This window comes from Pseudomonas sp. CROZ-RG-20F-R04-15, from assembly GCF_022662375.1.
In the GTDB taxonomy this organism is placed as follows: Bacteria; Pseudomonadota; Gammaproteobacteria; order Pseudomonadales; family Pseudomonadaceae; genus Aquipseudomonas.
Genome location: NZ_JAKNQL010000005.1, coordinates 97,199 through 114,683 on the forward strand (window position 1 = coordinate 97,199; position 17,485 = coordinate 114,683).

Below are 17,485 nucleotides of genomic sequence, written 5' to 3' on the forward strand. Positions count from 1 at the left end.
ACCATGACACTCCGTTATCCACAGGTCTTGCTGCTGCTCTGCACGTTGACCGCGCTATCGCCGGCCATCGCTGCCGACAGCGTCAAACTCGACACTCCGGTCGGCGGCTGGCGCAGCGGCGCACCTGAAGGCGAGGGCGAAAGCTTCCGCCAGACCGTCAACTACCCGGCCTCGTCGGTCAACACCCCGGCCGGCCAGGCCAACACCGCCCGCATCAGCGGCGACATCAAAGCCTCGCCCAAAAGCAACGAGCCTGGCCGACTGATCGTAAACGGCGTGAGCATGCCGCTGAAAATCGACGACAGCGGCCACTTCGATCGCCCGTTCTCCTTTCCCAACGGCAGCAACAGCGTCGAAGTACGCAGCCCCGACGGTCAGCAACGCCACCGCACGCAATTCCTCAACACCAGCGGCGGCGCGACCCCGGCGAAACTGCGCGTACTGCTGGCGTGGGACAGTGACGGCACCGACCTCGACCTGCACCTCGTCACCCCCGACGGCGCGCATATCTGGTACGGCAATCGCGTCGCACCTAACGGCGCAGCACTCGATGTCGACGTCACCACCGGCTACGGCCCGGAAATCTTCGCCATGCCGGCGCCGATCAAGGGCCAGTATCTGGTGTATGTGAATTACTACGGCGGTGGCTATCGCGGGGATGAGGATGGCGGCGATGAGGCAGTGCAGGCGCTGACCACGGCGCAGGTGACGGTGATTACTGAAGAAGGGACGCCGAGCGAGAAGATGGAGACGTTTTTGATCCCGATGCGCGCGGTGGGGGAGCTGACGTTGGTTAAGGCGTTCAGTTATCCGTGAGGCTGAGGTACAGCGAGCGCAACGTCTGCACACGATTGCGCCCCTGATCCTTAGCGCCGTACAGCGCCTGATCGGCTTCCGAGAGCAGGCGTGACAAGTCATAGCCGGATTCGCGGGTGGTCACAACGCCGATGCTGACGCTGAGCAGGCCCGGCTCGAGAATCGATAATTGGCAAAACGAGCGACGGATCCGCTCGGCAATCTCCAATGCAGTCTGCTCATCGCAATCGTTGAGCAGACAAGCAAACTCCTCACCACCGATCCGCCCGGACACATCTTCCTTGCGCAAGCTTTCGACCACGATACGGCCGAACGCGATCAACGCCTGATCTCCAACGGGATGGCCATAGGTGTCATTCAGACGCTTGAAGTTATCCAGATCGCAAAGCAACAACGCTGCCGGTTCCCCGTGTTGCTGACTTTCGGCAAGCAACTGCCCGGCGTTCATCATGAAAGCGCGACGATTGCCAATCCCCGTCAGCGGATCGCTGAACGCTGCCGCTTTGAGCTTGAGCTCGGCACGCTCCTTGACCATCGCCAACGTGATGTAGGCAATGCCGATGACATACAGCATCGACTCGAACAGCATGAACGAGAAAAACGGCACGCCCTCGCCACTGCCCATCAGGGCTTTGGTCAGCGGCAACCCTTCATCGGTCGCACTGCGAACGGCGTAGAACACCGTGTGCAAAATAGTCAGCACCAGCGCCGGCATAAACGCGACTTCCAGAGTGTGGCGGCTGCGCCAGAGCTCCAGCGTGGTCAGCACGCCGTACCCGAATGCCAGCAAGGAGTAAATTAGAACCCGATTTGGCATCGACTCGTAGAAGGCGGGAATCAGGCACAAGGTCAGCCAGGCGAACGCCCCCGCCAGAATGCCAGGCACTGACGGCTTGCATCCGACCAGCGTGCGCATGGCCGTCCAGTTCATTGCGGCGCTGAGCAGTAAAACCACATTGCCAAACACAATAGGAATGAAGTCGACGCCTCGATCACGCCAACTGACCAGCACCACGCCCAGGGCGCCCAGCAGCATCATGCTGCCGAGATAGGCCAGTGGCGGCTCGCGGGTTTCGCGATACCAGGCGTGCAGGGTCAACAACCCCATCAAAAAGAAGACGAAGACCGAAACGACCAGCAGGGTCGGGATATGCAGGGCCATTCCATGGATTCCCGTGAGGCTCAATACCGGAATCCGGCCGGGGTCGGGGATGCGGGTAAAAACAGAGGGTGGTTATAAGGCGGGATTTAGCACTGTGGGAGTTGAGGTTGGCAAGTGTTGGCTATTCGAGATGAAAGAGTGGGGGGGCGAATGAGTTGGCTAGCATCTTGCTGCACGATTTCAGAATTTTTGTTAATGGCGAGGTTGTTCAGGTTTGGGGCGAAAGTCGATCTTGCGCGACCTCATAGGCGGCTTCCCGCTCTCGCTTCCCGATAGCGACAACGAATACCACGACTTCCTGATCGAGCACTTGATAAATCAAGCGGTAGCCCGCGCTTTTAAGTTTCACTTTGTAGCAGACTGGAAGCTCGCGAAGTCGGTTGGCTTCTACACGGGGATTCTCGAGAACCTCTGCGAGCTTCTTCTTAAAATGTTGGCGAACAGTGTCACCCAACTTATTCCATTCCTTTAGCGCACGACGATCAAACTCAAGGTCATAGGTCATCCAGACTTACCTTGACTCGCTGAGGAGCGGCGAGACGTTCGGTGACTACGGCGATGAGGGCTTCATCTTCCTCGCTGATTAATGCCGCTTTGAAGGGCAGCTTGCCCCGCTCGACGACGTATTGAAGTGTCTGGCGCAGAAGCTCTGACGGAGTTACGCCGAGCTTTTCCAGCTCGGCGAAGGAGCGCTGTTTCAGCTCATCGTCGATGCGAATATTGATGGAGGCCATGATGGGGTACCTGTAATGACGTTTGTCGTTACGGTAGCAAGAAGCTTTCACATCCGACAAGCGCGAATTTACGTTTCTGACGGTATGTTAGGTTTCTTTCAGACATTAAAAAGCCGGCTTGTGGCCGGCTTCTCGGGGACTGGCTTGGCCTATTTTTGGTAAGCCTTGCCAGCCTTCAAAACGTACATCCGGATCTGCGTCCGGCTGTGGGACTTGGTCAGACGTTGGTCTGCCGCGTCGGGCGCTGTCTGAGCCGCGCGGGGCGGGTCGATGCGCAAATGTGGGGCGCAGGATACTGAGTTTTGCTGTGGATTCCCAGTCTGGAGTGCGGTTTAGAGCGACTTCTACGCCAGAAATCCGGGATTTGTACCGATTGTCCGGGCCTCTTCGCGAGCAGGCTCGCTTCCACAGGGTTCTGTGCAGGGTCGACAATCCGCATCAAATCAGAGAAACGGCACCACCGGCCGCCGCTTGCTTACCGTCGACCACCAGAATACCCAGCCCAATATATGAATCCGTTGCTCCTCGATCTGCGCCGGGCGGAATACTTCGTCCGGGTATTCGGCGCTGTTGTGGCTGCGCAGGCGCAGGCCGTTGCCGGGCATGCGGTGCAGGTATTTGATGCGCAGCATGCCGTCGTGTTCGATGGCGTAGATTTCGCCGTCCACCACTTGGGTCAGGCCACGGTCGATGGCGACGACGGAGCCGTCTTCGATGCGTTCGGCCATGCTGTTGCCGATCATGTGTGCGCAGATGGCGTTGGTGGGGCGGATTTCCAGTTGATCAACCTGTGCCCGCAACAGGCGGATGGAGAGTTCCGGGTCCTGGATGACGTGGGTTTTGTCGGAGCCGTTGGACAGTGGCGTTTCTTTGAAGAACGCCAGTTCGATGTCGTTGGGGTGGATGAATCGATAGGCGCCCTGAGGGTCCTGGGCATCAAAGCTGTCGCCGTTGCTGGCAGGCGGAGTCAGGCTTGGCAGCTCTTTAATGCCCTCACCGGTTTTCAGCCATTCGCTGTTGACGGACAGCAGGCGTGAGACTTCTTCCATGCGATACGCCGGGACGCCCCGGGTGTACCAGTTGTGGACATTTTGGGCTTCCGTGCCCCAGAACTTTGCGAAACCCGTTGTGGAGATGTTCGCTGCTTCCAGGAGTGCCTTGAATCTTGGACCGCTAGTGTTCTTTCTCATAAACACGGAGTCTACGGCCGTGCCAGAGCGGTTTGAATAAACTGGACGTTCAAAAACGGGCTGAATTTTGCGACGGGATGTAAGACGCTCTTGTGGGAAATTACACAGGCTAAAACTTTTCTGTAGTCCGCAATAAACACTCTGTTTAAGACAGCTTTTCCCGAGCACAAAAAACCCCGGATCAACCGGGGTTTTCTTCAAGCATCACGCGTAGCGCAGTTGCTTAGCCTTTGTAGGCGGCAACCGACTTGGTGATCGCTTCGCGGGCGGCGTCTGCACCGGCCCAGCCTTCGATCTTGACCCATTTGCCTTTTTCGAGATCTTTGTAGTTCGCGAAGAAGTGCTCGATCTGCTGGATCAGCAGTGGCGGCAGGTCGGTGTATTCCTTCACATCGACGTACAGCTGGGACAGCTTGTCGTGTGGTACTGCGATGACTTTGGCATCGCCGCCGCCGTCGTCGGTCATGTTCAGGATGCCGACTGGACGCGCGCGGATTACCGAACCTGGGGCAACCGGGTAAGGGGTCACAACCAGTACGTCGAGGGGATCACCGTCGTCAGCCAGGGTGTTCGGGATGTAACCGTAGTTGGCCGGGTAGAACATTGGGGTGGCCATGAAACGGTCAACGAACAGGCAATCGCTGTCTTTGTCGATTTCGTATTTGATCGGCGCGTGGTTGGCCGGGATCTCGATCGCGACGTAGATGTCGTTCGGCAGGTCTTTGCCAGCCGGAATCTTGCTGTAGCTCATTGGGCGTTGCCCCCGTAGTTGACCAAAAACACTTGGCCGGATTGACCAAAAAGTGGCGGCGATTATAGGCATATTCTGCCGTCGACGCCATGTACCGAAAGTCGTGCAGCGCTTAGTCGTGCGCCTGATAGACCGGGTCTGTGGCCTGAAGTTGCCGCAACCGGCTCAACGGGTCCTGACGGTAGAAAAGCTGCAACTGCGCATAGACCTGTGGATATGCCTCGTGCAGCAGATCCGGGGCGCTGAAGAAGTACTCGCTGGTGACCGCAAAGAACTCGGCCGGGTTCTCGGCGGCGTAGGGATCAATGGCGGTTTCTGCGTCCGGGTCATGGTCGAGTTGGCGATTGAGGTCGTCGTAGGCCTTTTGCATCACTTCGGCCCAGTCGCTGACACGCATGTCGGCATGCAGCGGTGGCAGACCGTTGGCGTCACCGTTGAGCATGTCGAGCTTATGCGCCAGTTCGTGAATGACCAGGTTGTAACCTTCCCAGCCACCACTGGCCATGACTCCGGGCCAGGCGAGGATGATCGGTCCCTGTTGCCAGGCTTCGCCGCTGTGTTCGCCGTCCCACTCGTGCTCGACACCGCTGGCGTCGCGATGACGTTGCGGGCTGAGGAAGTCGTCCGGGTAGAGGACGATTTCATGAAAACCCTGATACCAGTTCAGATCGCCGAGATTGAGCAGCGGTAGCTGCGCCTGGGCGGCGAGCAACAGGCGTTGTTCCTGATGCAATTCGACGCCGGGCAGGGCGCTCAGGTGTTTGTCTTCGAGGAACAGTACGCAGGCTTCGCGCAGCCACTGGTCTTCAGCAGCGCTGATGCCGTCGAGAAAACTCAGGTGATGGCGCACCCGTTGCCACATGTCGTCGGCAATCGGGTGCTTCGCCAGAATGCGCCGGCGTCGCCAGGCGCTCAGCGACCACATCTGTTTATTGCGATTGCGCTTTGGTGCCGCCGAAGCGGCTGCGAACCACGCCGATAATCATCGGTACCAGCGACAGCAGAATGATGCCGACGACCAGCAACGACAGGTTTTTCTTGATGAACGGCACGTTGCCGAAGAAGTAGCCCAATGTCACCAGCCCCCCAACCCACAACACCGTACCGAACACGCTGAAACCGAAAAAGCGCGGGTAGGGCATCTTCGCTACACCAGCGACGAAGGGTGCAAAGGTGCGGATGATCGGCAGAAAGCGCGCCAGGGTCACGGTTTTGCCACCGTGCTTGTCGTAGAAGTCGTGAGTCTGTTGCAGATAATCGCGACGGAAGATTTTCGAGTTCGGGTTGCTGAACAGCTTCTCGCCGGCCGTTCGTCCGATCACGTAGTTGGTGCTGTCGCCCAGTATGGCCGCGAGCATCAGCAGTCCGCCCAGCAGCACCGGATCCATGCCGCCGCCCGCAGCAACGGCACCGGCAATGAACAGCAGCGAATCACCCGGCAGGAACGGCATCACCACCAGTCCGGTTTCACAGAAGATCACCAGAAACAGGATGGCGTAGATCCATGGCCCATAGTTGTTCACCAGCAAATCGAGGTACACATCGAGATGCAGGATAAGGTCGAGCGGGTTGAAATCCATGGGGGCACCTGTATGGCGGCCCGACTCGGCAGGCCTGTGCGGATGATTCGGGTGTAAGCCTACAGCGAGGTGTAGTTTTTCTTACAAGCCGGAAAGCTCGGGATTATACGGTCTGAAAGATGAAAAGCGCGTTGCTTTTGTAGCGAGGGATGTCGGGGTGTGAACAATTGTCAGGATGCAGCCAGCGTGCCTGAGGGAGCGGGCTCCCTCATCACACGGTGCTTACGCGATCAGAGCTCGTCGCTGATCGGCAGCACGTAGTTCTTGAACTCGGTGTCTTCCTTGAACCCGATGGATTCGTAGGTCTTCTGTGCCACTTCATTGTTGCTGCTGGTGGACACGCGCATGCGCACGGCCTGGGTTTCCTTGGCCATTTTCTTCGCGGTACGGATAAGGTTGTCGGCGACCAGTTGGCGGCGCGCATCTTCGGCGACATAGATGTCGTTGAGGATCCACACGCGTTTGAGCGACAACGATGAAAAGCTCGGATAGAGCTGGCAGAAACCCATCAGCTTCTTGTCGTCATCATCGGCCAGGGCCAGGTAGATCACCGATTCCTTGCGACGCAGACGCTTTTCAAGAAAGGCGCGGGAGGAATCCGGGTAAGGCAGGGAACCGTAGAACTCGCGATACTTGACGAACAACGGGGTCAACAAATCCAGATGTTCGAGGGTCGCTTGAATAATCCGCATGATAGGTCTCGTCTTCAAGTGGCTGTCTTCAACTGCTCTGACGGCGATGGGAAACCCGTGCGGCCGTGCATCGATCCTGCCTGAAACCGACGCAGAAACGCAATGCGGAAACGGTTCAGGTTGTGGGCGGATCGAGTAGGAAATTACCTTTCATGTCTACACCGGCGTCCGATTCCAGCGTCTGAACCTGTGCTTCGTCCTTCAGGTTGACCCCTGACAGCTGCCGCCGACAGGCTTCGCGCATCAAATAGAGCAAGCGATGCGCCGCCATGCCGTAGCTCAAACCTTCGAGTCGTACATTGGAGATGCAATTGCGGTAGGCATCGGTCAGTCCGACCTTTGGATTGTAGGTGAAATATAAACCGAGGCTGTCCGGCGAGCTGAGGCCCGGGCGTTCGCCGATCAGCATCACCAGCATTTTTGCGCCAAGCAGTTGACCGATTTCATCACCGACCGCGACGCGCCCCTGTTCCACCAGAATGATCGGTGCAACAGACCAGCCGTCGTCACTCATCTGTTCTTCCAGGCGGTTGAGAAACGGTAACGTATGCCGGTGCACCGCCAGCGCCGACAGCCCATCGGCCACAACAATTGCCAGATCGACACCGCCGGGATGCGCCGCTGCGTATTCGCGCAAGGCCTGCGCCGCTTCATCGCTGAGCTTGCGGCCCAGATCCGGGCGTTGCAGATAGCTGTTTCGATCCACGGCGGCGCTGTGCAGCAACAGGCTTTCGCGCCCGCGCTCACTCAGTTGCGCGCTGAGCCCGGCATGATCGAATGGCAGGTGCACGGCATCGCGCGCCTGCGCGTGGGCAAACTGGAAATCCAGTTGCGCGTTGGTCGGCAGGCTGGTGCCAGTGCGGCCGAGGGCAATCCGCGCAGGGGTCAGGCGACGCAGTTCCAGCCAAGGATTCTGTGGGTCTACAGGCGGTTTTTCCATGCGACTCATCCCAGTTGCGCCAGCGCCTGGCGGAAGGCCGGCGGCAAGTTGTTACCGAAGCGAACCTTGCCGTCCGCTTGCGTGAAGATGCCCATGTTCGCCAGCCATTGCTCGAACTCCGGCGCCGGTTTCAGGCCCAGGGTCTGGCGGGCGTAGAGCGCGTCGTGGAACGACGTGGTCTGGTAATTGAGCATGATGTCGTCGGAGCCGGGGATGCCCATGATGAAGTTGATCCCGGCGACACCCAGCAAGGTCAGCAGGGTGTCCATGTCGTCCTGATCGGCTTCTGCGTGGTTGGTGTAGCAGATGTCGCAGCCCATCGGCACGCCGAGCAATTTGCCGCAGAAATGATCTTCGAGGCCGGCGCGGATGATCTGTTTGCCGTTGTAGAGGTATTCCGGGCCGATAAATCCTACGACGGTGTTCACCAGAAACGGCTTGAAATGTCGCGCCACGGCGTAGGCCCGGGTCTCGCAGGTCTGTTGGTCGACGCCATGGTGGGCGTTGGCCGACAGGGCGCTGCCCTGACCGGTTTCGAAATACATCAGGTTCTGTCCGAGCGTGCCGCGATTCAGGCTCAGGCCGGCGTCATAACCTTCCTGCAATACGTTCAGGTTGATGCCGAAACTGGCGTTAGCCGCTTCGGTACCGGCGATCGACTGGAACACCAGGTCCAGCGGCACGCCACGGTTGATCGCCTCGATGGAGGTGGTGACGTGGGTCAGCACGCAGGCCTGAGTCGGGATGTCGTAGCGCTGGATGATCGCGTCGAGCATATCCAGCATCGCGCAGATCGAGGCGATGCTGTCGGTGGCCGGGTTGATGCCGATCATCGCGTCGCCATTGCCGTAGAGCAGGCCGTCGAGAATGCTCGCGGCGATGCCGGATGGCTCGTCGGTCGGATGATTGGGTTGCAGGCGGGTCGAAAGACGCCCGCGCAGGCCAAGGGTGCCGCGAAACTGCGTCACCACGCGGATCTTCTGCGCCACCAGCACCAGATCCTGCACGCGCATGATCTTCGACACAGCGGCGACCATTTCCGGGGTCAGCCCGGGGGCGAGGTTGCGCAGGCTGGTTTCATCGGCGGCGTCGCTGAGCAGCCAGTCACGGAAACCACCGACGGTGAGGTGGCTGACGACGGCGAAGGCCTGTTTATCGTGGGTGTCGATGATCAGTCGGGTGACTTCATCGGACTCGTAGGGAATCAGCGCTTCCTGCAGGAAATGCGTGAGCGGAATGTCGGCCAGCGCCATTTGCGCAGCCACGCGCTCGCCGTCATTGAGCGCGGCGACGCCGGCGAGGAAATCCCCGGAGCGCGCCGGGCTGGCCTTGGCCATGACGTCCTTGAGGCTGTCGAAGCGATAGGTCTGGGCGCCGACGGAATGGGCGAATGCGGCCATGGGGCGGTGTCCTCCTGATTCTGTGGATAACTCAGTTCCCTGTGGGAGCGAGCCTGCTCGCGAATGCGGACCGACATTCAAAACAGTTGTCGACTGATACTCCGCTTTCGCGAGCAGGCTCGCTCCCACATTGGATCTTCATGCACTTCTATATAGCGGGCACCTGGCGAAAGGCCCGGTGCCGGTGCAACTAGATACCTTCGAGCATAGCGTCTGCCGGCGCATCGGCGCGTTGCTTGGCGGTCAGCTGGAAATACAGGTAACCGGCGGCCATGAATCCGAGGAACACACAGCCGATCAGCGTGTTGAACCACGCCATTGCCACCAGACACACCACTGCCAGAAACAGCGCAATCGCCGGCACCACTGGATAGCCCGGGGCGCGGAAGGTGCGTTCCAGGTTTGGCTCGGTTTTGCGCAATTTGAACAGGCTGAGCATGCTGATGATGTACATCACGATCGCGCCGAACACCGACATGGTGATCATCGCCGCCGTCAGGGTCATGCCTTGCAGATTGACCAGACCATCGCTGTAAATTGCCGCGATGCCGATCACGCCACCGGCCAGAATCGCCCGATGCGGCGTCTGGAAGCGCGACAGCTTGGCCAGCCCTTTAGGCAGATAGCCGGCGCGGGCGAGGGCGAAGAACTGTCGCGAGTAGCCAAGAATGATCCCATGGAAACTCGCCACCAGCCCGAACAGACCGATCCACACCAGCATGTGCATCCACGAGGAATTGTTGCCGACCACGGCTTTCATCGCTTGTGGCAGCGGGTCGTTGATGTTCGACAGCTGGCGCCAGTCGCCGACGCCGCCAGCCATGACCATTACGCCGATCGCCAGAAATACCAAGGTCAGAATGCCGCTGACATAGGCCTTGGGAATCGTGCGTTTCGGGTCTTTGGCTTCTTCAGCCGCCATGGCCGCACCTTCGATGGCGAGGAAGAACCAGATCGCAAACGGTATCGCCGCGAAGATTCCCGGAATCGAGCTCAAGGTGAATTCGTTGGCGCCCGACCAGCCATTGAGCACGAAATTGCTGAAGCTGAAGCCCGGCGCAACCACGCCCATGAACACCAGCAGCTCAGCGACGGCGAGCACGGTGACCACCAGTTCGAAAGTCGCGGCGATGCTGACACCAAGGATGTTCAGGGTCATGAACACGAAATACGCGCCGACGGCGGCGATCTTCGGATCAAGTTCCGGATATTGCACATTCAGGTAAGCGCCGATGGCCATGGCAATCGCCGGTGGCGCGAAGACGAATTCGATCAGCGTGGCGATGCCTGCGATCAATCCGCCTTTTTCGCCGAACGCCCGACGGCTGTAGGCAAACGGCCCGCCGGCGTGGGGGATGGCGGTGGTCAATTCGGTGAAACTGAAGATGAAGCAGGTGTACATGGTCGCGACCATCAGCGCCGTGACCAGAAATCCGAGGGTGCCTGCGGTGCCCCAGCCGTAACTCCAGCCGAAGTATTCGCCGGAAATCACCAGGCCGACGGCAATGCCCCACAGATGCAGGGTGCCGAGTGTGGGTTTGAGCTGTGTGGTGGAAGTCATAAGTCCTCTCTGTTTTTTATTGTTTGATCTGTTGGACTTTCGGGTGGCGCGGTTGGGTGGATGGATGCTGTTCACGCAGCGGCAGTTTCAGTGCAAAACCTGAATGACGGGTACGCAAGGGCCGTGCCAGAGCGGCCAGGCCTTGTGTGTTGTGTCATTAAGGACGCCTTCGCGAGCAGGCTCGCTCCCACAGTGGATTTGTGGCGGGCCTGTGTATGTGGTGCGACACAACTCCCTTGTGGGAGCGAGCCTGCTCGCGAAAACGGTTGAACGGGCGACTCAGAAATTTCAGAGTCGCCCCGGTTTTTAGAAGAAGCCCAACGGATTGATGTCGTAGCTCACCAGCAGGTTTTTGGTCTGCTGATAGTGATCGAGCATCATCTTGTGGGTTTCACGGCCTACGCCGGACTTTTTGTACCCGCCGAACGCGGCATGCGCCGGGTACAGGTGGTAGCAGTTGGTCCACACGCGACCGGCCTTGATCGCGCGGCCCATGCGGTAGGCGCGGTTGATGTCGCGGGTCCACAGACCGGCGCCAAGGCCGAACTCGGTGTCGTTGGCAATCGCCAGGGCTTCGGCTTCGTCCTTGAACGTGGTGATGCTCACCACCGGGCCAAAGATTTCTTCCTGGAACACACGCATCTTGTTGGTGCCCTTGAGCAGGGTCGGCTGGATGTAATAACCGGTCGACAGATTGCCCTCGAGTTTTTCCACCTTGCCGCCAGTCAGCAGCTCGGCACCTTCGCCCTTGGCAATTTCCAGATAAGAAAGAATCTTGTCGAATTGCTGCTCGGACGCCTGCGCGCCGACCATGGTGTCGGTATCCAGCGGATCGCCACGTTTGATTTGCAGAACTTTCTTCATCACCACGGCCATGAATTCGTCGTAGATCGATTCCTGCACCAGCGCGCGGGAAGGGCAGGTGCAGACTTCGCCCTGGTTGAAGAACGCCAGCACCAGACCTTCAGCGGCTTTCTCAATGAACGTCGGCTCGGCCTGCATGATGTCTTCGAAGAAGATGTTCGGCGATTTGCCGCCCAGTTCCACGGTCGACGGAATGATGTTCTCGGCCGCGCACTTCATGATGTGCGATCCGACCGGAGTCGAGCCGGTGAAGGCGATCTTGGCGATGCGCTTGCTGGTCGCCAGCGCTTCGCCGGCCTCTTTGCCGTAACCCTGAACAATGTTCAGTACGCCTGGCGGCAGCAGGTCGCCGATCAGTTCCAGCAACACGGTGATGCCCAGCGGCGTTTGTTCGGCAGGCTTGAGCACCACGCAGTTGCCGGCAGCCAGCGCTGGCGCAAGTTTCCACGCGGCCATCAGGATCGGGAAGTTCCACGGGATGATCTGGCCGACCACGCCCAGCGGTTCATGAATGTGATACGCCACAGTGTTGCCGTCGATTTCGGCAGCGCTGCCTTCCTGGGCACGCAGGCAACCGGCGAAGTAGCGGAAATGGTCGGCGGCCAGCGGGATGTCGGCGTTGAGGGTTTCGCGGATGGCTTTGCCGTTGTCCCAGGTTTCGGTGATCGCCAGCAGTTCCAGGTTCTGTTCGATGCGGTCGGCGATTTTCAGCAGAATCAGCGAGCGCGCCTGCACGGAGGTCGCGCCCCACGCGTCGGCAGCGGCGTGGGCGGCGTCCAGTGCCTTGTCGATGTCTTCGGCAGTGGAGCGGGGGAATTCGGCAATTGGCTGGCCATTGACTGGCGAGGTGTTGGTGAAGTACTGACCTTTGACAGGCGCGACGAACTCGCCGCCGATGTAGTTACCGTACTTGCTCTTGAACGAGACTTTGGCGCCTTCAGTACCGGGGTGAGCGTAACGCATGATGATGTTCTCCTTGGCTTTGTACTTATTAGAGAAACGCGCAAGTGCGCTTGCTATAAGCGTAGAGCAAAGGTCGGGCCACCGCCGTGCAGGGCAGGTAAATCAAGGCGTTGCGAGTTTTTTGTCGGACGAGTGGATGGCGCCTGTGATGGTTTCGGTACAGAGAGGGTGACAGTTTGTACCGCTTTCGGCACAGCGCGTGACCGGGCAGTCTTGCCAGCATTGCAATGCGTCGGTGGCTGGAGGATGCTGGGCGTCACCTCAGCATTCGGCCGTCGAGCCTCGGGGAGAACAATAAGAAATGCACGACAACCATTTGAGTCGCCATGCCCAACAGGTTCTCACCGTTACCCAGGGCAAACCGCACCTGCACGGGCCCGGTGCCGATCCGTCGATTGCCCGCTCGTGGCTGCGCTGTCTTGAGGATTACCATCTCGATCCAGCCCTGGCCATCGCGCCGACCGTGCTTGAACACGGGCGCGTTCTGGAAAGCCGCGAACGCCTGCAGCAGGTGTTGCAGATCGCCGGCAATGAAATGAGCAGCCTGCATCAACAGCTTTCCGGCTCCGGTCACGCCGTGCTGCTGACCGACGCGCGCGGGGTGATCCTCAACTGCGTCACCGCGCCAGCCGAGCGCAAGATCTTCGAACGCGCCGGGCTGTGGCTTGGCGCTGATTGGAGCGAAGCCTGCGAAGGCACCAACGGCATCGGCACCTGCCTGGTCGAACGTCAGGCGCTGACCATTCATCAGGACGAACATTTTCGCGGCCGCCACACTGGCCTGACCTGTTCGGCGAGCCCGGTGTTCGACCCGCACGGCGAACTGCTGGCGGTGCTCGACGTGTCTTCGGCGCGCCACGATGTCTCGCGGCAAAGTCAGTTCCACACCATGGCGCTGGTCAATCTGTCGGCAAAGATGATCGAGAGCTGTTACTTCCTGCGCTGTTTCGATAACCAATGGTTGCTGCGTTTTCATCTGCAAGCCGAATCGGTCGGGCTGTTCAGCGAGGGCTTGCTGGCGTTTGACGGCGAAGGGCGGATCAGTGCGGTCAATCAGAGCGCGCTGAATTTGCTTGGGCATATTCGCGGCGGCTTGCTGGGTAAACCCGTGGAAGCGTTTTTCGATTGTTCGCTGGATGAATTGCTGGGCCGCGCAAGTGCCCATGCCAGCGCCAGTTGGCCGCTGCGCACCCGTGACGGGCGGCACCTGTTTGCCGTGCTGCGTGGGGAATCGCGCAAGCCGACACCGATCATGCCCACGCCAGTTGTGGTTCAGGCTCCGCGCCTGTCGGGCATCTGCCTCGGTGATGAAGCGTTGCAGGCAGACTTCCGTAAATCCTTGCGCGTCTTCGAACGCGATGTGCCCCTGCTGATCAACGGCGAAACCGGCTCTGGCAAAGAAGCCTTTGCCAAGGCTGTGCATCACGCCAGCCAGCGCTCGAACAAAGCCTTCGTTGCGCTGAACTGCGCGGCCATCCCGGAAAGCCTGATCGAGAGCGAACTGTTCGGCTATCGCGGCGGCAGTTTCACCGGCGCACGCAAGGACGGCATGCGGGGCAAGCTGCAGCAGGCCGATGGCGGCACATTGTTCCTCGATGAAATCGGCGACATGCCGCTGGCCTTGCAGACCCGGTTATTGCGGGTGCTGGAAGATCGGCAAGTGGTGCCGATCGGTGGCGAGCCCGAGGCAGTCAACGTGCGAATCATCAGCGCCACCCACCGCAACCTGCTGGAGCGGGTCGCGGATGGCAGCTTCCGCGAAGACTTGTATTACCGGCTTAACGGGCTGGAAGTGGCGCTGCCGGCGTTGCGTGAACGTGGCGATAAATCGCAGTTGCTGGATTTTCTGTTGGCGGAAGAGGCGGGTGGCGAAACGATCCTGATCGACGAGGCGGCGCGTCAGGCGTTGCTGGCGTTCAACTGGCCGGGGAATGTGCGGCAGTTGCGCAATGTGCTGCGCACGTTGGCGGCGTTGTGTGATGAGGGGAGGATCGGGATTGAGGATTTGCCGGTGATGATTCGGCAGGGGAGTCCAGTCCTTCCGCCAGCCGAGTCTGGCGAACACCCATTGGCAGACGCAGAGCGGATTGCCCTGCTTAAAACTTTGGAGCAGACGCGGTGGCATATGACGCATACGGCTGAGCAGCTTGGGGTCAGCCGCAATACCCTTTATAGAAAGCTGCGTAAGCATGGGATTGAGCGGCGAGTCAGTTAGAAGGCCCTCACCCTAGCCCTCTCCCAGAGGGAGAGGGGACCGACCGAGTCGCTCTACTGATCTACGCCGACCTGAAATATCGAGCCTAACTCAGGATTTGAAAACGACGCAGATCGGCTCCCTCTCCCTCTGGGAGAGGGCTGGGGTGAGGGGCGACAATCTACAGTCGAGCCAAATGCCAGGCCCAACCAGCCCCGCCCCTCACCTAAAGAGTGCGATTTCCCCCTCCCTACGCTAACCTGCGGCCATGTTTTACGAGGTCGACTATGCACATTCATATTCTGGGTATCTGCGGGACTTTCATGGGCTCGATGGCGGTTCTGGCCAAAGAGCTGGGCCATCATGTGACCGGCTCCGACGCCAACGTCTATCCGCCGATGAGCACTCAGCTTGAAGCCCAAGGCATTCAACTGACGCAGGGTTACGACCCGGCGCAGCTCGATCCGGCACCGGATCTGGTGGTGATCGGCAACGCCATGTCGCGCGGCAATCCGGCGGTGGAATATGTGCTGAACAAAGGTCTGCCGTACGTTTCCGGCCCGCAGTGGCTGGCGGACCATGTGCTGCAAGGGCGCTGGGTGCTGGCGGTGGCCGGTACGCACGGCAAAACCACCACCAGCAGCATGCTCGCCTGGGTACTGGAACACGCCGGCATGAGCCCGGGCTTCCTGATCGGCGGTGTGCCGCAGAACTTCTCGGTGTCGGCACGCTTGGGCGGTACGCCGTTCTTCGTGATCGAAGCCGACGAATACGACAGCGCGTTTTTCGACAAGCGCTCCAAGTTTGTCCATTACCGCCCACGCACCGCGATCCTCAATAACCTTGAGTTCGATCACGCGGACATCTTCCCGGATCTGCCAGCGATCGAGCGGCAATTCCACCATTTGGTGCGCACCATCCCGAGTGAAGGCCTGGTTATCCATCCGACCACCGAGCCAGCCTTGCAACGTGTGATCGAAATGGGTTGCTGGACCCCGGTGCAAACCACCGGTGCTGGCGGCCAGTGGCAGGTCAAACTGTTGAGCGAAGATGGTTCGGCATTCGAAGTGATGTTCGAAGGCGTGTCGCAGGGCACCGTCGAATGGGAGCTGACCGGTCAGCACAACGTCGCTAATGCTCTGGCGGCACTGGCTGCAGCGCGTCACGTTGGCGTCGTGCCATCGATGGGCATCGCCGGGTTGAGCGCGTTCAAGAACGTCAAACGCCGCATGGAAAAAGTTGCCGAAGTACGCGGCATCACCATTTATGACGACTTCGCCCACCATCCAACAGCAATCGCCACCACCCTCGATGGATTGCGTAAACGCATCGGCGACGCACCGCTGATCGCGATCATCGAGCCACGCTCCAACTCGATGAAGCTCGGCGCGCACCGTGACGGTTTGCCGGACAGCGTGGTCGATGCCGATCAGGTTATCTGGTACGCCCCGGCCAACCTCGGCTGGGATCTGGCCGGCACCGCTGCGTTGTGCACCGTGCCGTCGATTGTCAGCGATTCGCTGGAAGGCATCATCGAACGCGTGAAAAGCCAGGCCCAGCCCGGCACTCACGTAGTGATCATGAGCAACGGCGGCTTCGGCGGCCTGCACGGCAAACTCGCCGAGGCGCTGCAATGAACACTCGTTTTGAGAGCAATGGCCCGGAACGCATCACGCTGGCTATGACCGGCGCGTCCGGCGCGCAGTACGGTTTGCGCCTGCTCGATTGTCTGGTGCGGGAGGATCGCGAAGTGCACTTCCTGATCTCCAAGGCTGCGCAATTGGTCATGGCCACCGAGACGGATGTCACGCTGCCGCCGAAGCCGCAGATGATGCAGGCGTTTCTCACCGAGTACACCGGGGCCGCCGCCGGGCAGATCCGCGTATACGGCAAGGAAGACTGGATGTCGCCGGTGGCTTCGGGCTCCGGCGCACCGGCGGCGATGGTCGTGGTGCCGTGCTCTACCGGAACGCTGTCGGCCATTGCCACCGGCGCCTGCAACAACCTGATCGAACGCGCCGCCGATGTCACGTTGAAGGAGCGTCGCCAATTGATTCTGGTGCCGCGCGAAGCGCCGTATTCGAGCATTCATCTGGAGCACATGCTCAAGCTGTCGAACATGGGCGTGACCATTCTGCCGGCCTCGCCGGGTTTCTATCATCAGCCGCAGACCATCGATGATTTGATCGATTTCGTCGTGGCGCGGATTCTCAATCTGCTGGGCATTCCCCAGGACATGCTGCCGCGTTGGGGTGAGCATCATCTGAGCAGTGATGAGTAAGCTGCTGGTGCTCGGGCTGGTGTTGTTGCTCGCAGGGTGCGCCACGGCACGCACTTTGGATGCAGCGAAACCGGGCGCACCGGTGGTGTACTCCGGGACGCGGCTGGATTTGTATGCGATGAATGGTGGATGTTGCGCGATGGATCGGTTCGGGGCTGAGGCGCCGAGCTATCCGGGCGTTGACCTGCCGGCGAGTGCGTTGCTCGATACGCTGTTGTTGCCGTTGTCTTTGCTCTCTGTGATTGGCGTGAGTTTTCAGGCGACTGGCGGATTATAGGGGAGCGCTGCGCACTCCATCGCGAGCAGGCTCGCTCCCACAGGGGGACGCGGTGCAAATGTGGGAGCGAGCCTGCTCGC

Annotated in this window: 17 protein-coding genes; 5 read left to right on the plus strand and 12 right to left on the minus strand. The window is 59.7% G+C overall.

The features are described 5' to 3' along the window. Positions 1-3 precede the first annotated feature (3 nt). A complete protein-coding gene (locus tag L8H52_RS09965; RefSeq protein WP_242206909.1) occupies positions 4-816 on the plus strand; it encodes a DUF2135 domain-containing protein in 813 nt (270 codons plus the stop codon). Here L8H52_RS09965 and L8H52_RS09970 read toward each other — a convergent pair. The 12 genes from L8H52_RS09970 to L8H52_RS10025 all read right to left on the minus strand — a co-directional run bounded on the left by L8H52_RS09970 (position 803) and on the right by L8H52_RS10025 (position 12,653). Continuing rightward, complete coding sequence (locus L8H52_RS09970; RefSeq protein WP_242206910.1) at positions 803-1,978, minus strand: diguanylate cyclase; 1,176 nt, start codon at positions 1,976-1,978, stop codon at positions 803-805. The genes L8H52_RS09965 and L8H52_RS09970 overlap by 14 nt on opposite strands. A 208-nt stretch (positions 1,979-2,186) precedes the next feature. Then, complete coding sequence (locus L8H52_RS09975; protein ID WP_242206911.1) at positions 2,187-2,483, minus strand: type II toxin-antitoxin system RelE/ParE family toxin; 297 nt, start codon at positions 2,481-2,483, stop codon at positions 2,187-2,189. After that, entirely contained in the window at positions 2,473-2,712 is a 240-nt protein-coding gene (locus tag L8H52_RS09980) for a type II toxin-antitoxin system RelB/DinJ family antitoxin (protein WP_242206912.1), read from the minus strand. Before L8H52_RS09980 ends, L8H52_RS09975 begins: the two co-directional genes overlap by 11 nt. 443 nt (positions 2,713-3,155) lie before the next feature. After that, positions 3,156-3,902, minus strand: a complete 747-nt coding sequence (locus tag L8H52_RS09985; RefSeq protein WP_242206913.1) for a helix-turn-helix transcriptional regulator — start codon at positions 3,900-3,902, stop codon at positions 3,156-3,158. 223 nt (positions 3,903-4,125) lie between these two features. Further along, the gene (gene ppa / locus L8H52_RS09990) at positions 4,126-4,653 is read right to left on the minus strand and encodes an inorganic diphosphatase (protein ID WP_003205933.1); all 528 of its coding nucleotides are present in this window, start codon (positions 4,651-4,653) and stop codon (positions 4,126-4,128) included. A gap of 112 nt (positions 4,654-4,765) precedes the next feature. Then, positions 4,766-5,578: a zinc-dependent peptidase gene (locus L8H52_RS09995; protein WP_242206914.1), complete on the minus strand. Its 813-nt coding sequence runs from the start codon at positions 5,576-5,578 to the stop codon at positions 4,766-4,768. A gap of 4 nt (positions 5,579-5,582) precedes the next feature. Then, positions 5,583-6,233, minus strand: coding sequence for a DedA family protein (locus L8H52_RS10000; protein ID WP_242206915.1), 651 nt, complete (start codon positions 6,231-6,233; stop codon positions 5,583-5,585). Positions 6,234-6,463: 230 nt separating this feature from the next. Beyond that, entirely contained in the window at positions 6,464-6,925 is a 462-nt protein-coding gene (locus L8H52_RS10005; RefSeq protein WP_003228592.1) for a GNAT family N-acetyltransferase, read from the minus strand. 115 nt (positions 6,926-7,040) lie between these two features. Further along, positions 7,041-7,865 (minus strand): ethanolamine ammonia-lyase subunit EutC, encoded by an 825-nt coding sequence (eutC, locus tag L8H52_RS10010; RefSeq protein ID WP_242206916.1) that lies wholly within the window; start codon positions 7,863-7,865, stop codon positions 7,041-7,043. Positions 7,866-7,870: 5 nt separating this feature from the next. Further along, the gene (locus L8H52_RS10015; protein ID WP_242206917.1) at positions 7,871-9,265 is read right to left on the minus strand and encodes an ethanolamine ammonia-lyase subunit EutB; all 1,395 of its coding nucleotides are present in this window, start codon (positions 9,263-9,265) and stop codon (positions 7,871-7,873) included. A gap of 190 nt (positions 9,266-9,455) precedes the next feature. Continuing rightward, positions 9,456-10,826 carry an ethanolamine permease gene (gene eat, locus L8H52_RS10020; RefSeq protein WP_242206918.1) on the minus strand — a complete coding sequence of 457 codons (1,371 nt, stop codon included), beginning with the start codon at positions 10,824-10,826 and terminating at the stop codon, positions 9,456-9,458. A gap of 306 nt (positions 10,827-11,132) precedes the next feature. Next, positions 11,133-12,653 (minus strand): aldehyde dehydrogenase family protein, encoded by a 1,521-nt coding sequence (locus L8H52_RS10025; RefSeq protein WP_150751752.1) that lies wholly within the window; start codon positions 12,651-12,653, stop codon positions 11,133-11,135. Between the two features lie 301 nt (positions 12,654-12,954). On the opposite strand from L8H52_RS10025, the gene L8H52_RS10030 reads away from it, so the two are divergent. The 4 genes from L8H52_RS10030 (at position 12,955) to L8H52_RS10045 (ending at position 17,405) form a co-directional block, all read left to right on the plus strand. Then, positions 12,955-14,868 (plus strand): sigma-54-dependent Fis family transcriptional regulator, encoded by a 1,914-nt coding sequence (locus tag L8H52_RS10030; RefSeq protein WP_242206919.1) that lies wholly within the window; start codon positions 12,955-12,957, stop codon positions 14,866-14,868. A gap of 266 nt (positions 14,869-15,134) precedes the next feature. Next, on the plus strand, positions 15,135-16,484 hold the full coding sequence (gene mpl, locus L8H52_RS10035; RefSeq protein ID WP_007909560.1) for a UDP-N-acetylmuramate:L-alanyl-gamma-D-glutamyl-meso-diaminopimelate ligase: 1,350 nt from the start codon (positions 15,135-15,137) through the stop codon (positions 16,482-16,484). After that, a complete protein-coding gene (ubiX, locus tag L8H52_RS10040; RefSeq protein WP_007909567.1) occupies positions 16,481-17,128 on the plus strand; it encodes a flavin prenyltransferase UbiX in 648 nt (215 codons plus the stop codon). Before mpl ends, ubiX begins: the two co-directional genes overlap by 4 nt. Further along, positions 17,121-17,405, plus strand: coding sequence for a YceK/YidQ family lipoprotein (locus tag L8H52_RS10045; protein WP_242206920.1), 285 nt, complete (start codon positions 17,121-17,123; stop codon positions 17,403-17,405). Before ubiX ends, L8H52_RS10045 begins: the two co-directional genes overlap by 8 nt. The last annotated feature ends 80 nt before the right edge of the window (positions 17,406-17,485 follow it).

What these genes read in the sequence shown, in the direction of transcription:
- L8H52_RS09965 (WP_242206909.1), top strand. Translation starts at nt 4, where the DNA reads ATGACACTCCGTTATCCACAGGTCTTGCTGCTGCTCTGCACGTTGACC.
- L8H52_RS09970 (WP_242206910.1), bottom strand. Translation starts at nt 1,978, where the DNA reads ATGGCCCTGCATATCCCGACCCTGCTGGTCGTTTCGGTCTTCGTCTTC.
- L8H52_RS09975 (WP_242206911.1), bottom strand. Translation starts at nt 2,483, where the DNA reads ATGACCTATGACCTTGAGTTTGATCGTCGTGCGCTAAAGGAATGGAAT.
- L8H52_RS09980 (WP_242206912.1), bottom strand. Translation starts at nt 2,712, where the DNA reads ATGGCCTCCATCAATATTCGCATCGACGATGAGCTGAAACAGCGCTCC.
- L8H52_RS09985 (WP_242206913.1), bottom strand. Translation starts at nt 3,902, where the DNA reads ATGAGAAAGAACACTAGCGGTCCAAGATTCAAGGCACTCCTGGAAGCA.
- ppa (WP_003205933.1), bottom strand. Translation starts at nt 4,653, where the DNA reads ATGAGCTACAGCAAGATTCCGGCTGGCAAAGACCTGCCGAACGACATC.
- L8H52_RS09995 (WP_242206914.1), bottom strand. Translation starts at nt 5,578, where the DNA reads ATGTGGTCGCTGAGCGCCTGGCGACGCCGGCGCATTCTGGCGAAGCAC.
- L8H52_RS10000 (WP_242206915.1), bottom strand. Translation starts at nt 6,233, where the DNA reads ATGGATTTCAACCCGCTCGACCTTATCCTGCATCTCGATGTGTACCTC.
- L8H52_RS10005 (WP_003228592.1), bottom strand. Translation starts at nt 6,925, where the DNA reads ATGCGGATTATTCAAGCGACCCTCGAACATCTGGATTTGTTGACCCCG.
- eutC (WP_242206916.1), bottom strand. Translation starts at nt 7,865, where the DNA reads ATGGAAAAACCGCCTGTAGACCCACAGAATCCTTGGCTGGAACTGCGT.
- L8H52_RS10015 (WP_242206917.1), bottom strand. Translation starts at nt 9,265, where the DNA reads ATGGCCGCATTCGCCCATTCCGTCGGCGCCCAGACCTATCGCTTCGAC.
- eat (WP_242206918.1), bottom strand. Translation starts at nt 10,826, where the DNA reads ATGACTTCCACCACACAGCTCAAACCCACACTCGGCACCCTGCATCTG.
- L8H52_RS10025 (WP_150751752.1), bottom strand. Translation starts at nt 12,653, where the DNA reads ATGCGTTACGCTCACCCCGGTACTGAAGGCGCCAAAGTCTCGTTCAAG.
- L8H52_RS10030 (WP_242206919.1), top strand. Translation starts at nt 12,955, where the DNA reads ATGCACGACAACCATTTGAGTCGCCATGCCCAACAGGTTCTCACCGTT.
- mpl (WP_007909560.1), top strand. Translation starts at nt 15,135, where the DNA reads ATGCACATTCATATTCTGGGTATCTGCGGGACTTTCATGGGCTCGATG.
- ubiX (WP_007909567.1), top strand. Translation starts at nt 16,481, where the DNA reads ATGAACACTCGTTTTGAGAGCAATGGCCCGGAACGCATCACGCTGGCT.
- L8H52_RS10045 (WP_242206920.1), top strand. Translation starts at nt 17,121, where the DNA reads ATGAGTAAGCTGCTGGTGCTCGGGCTGGTGTTGTTGCTCGCAGGGTGC.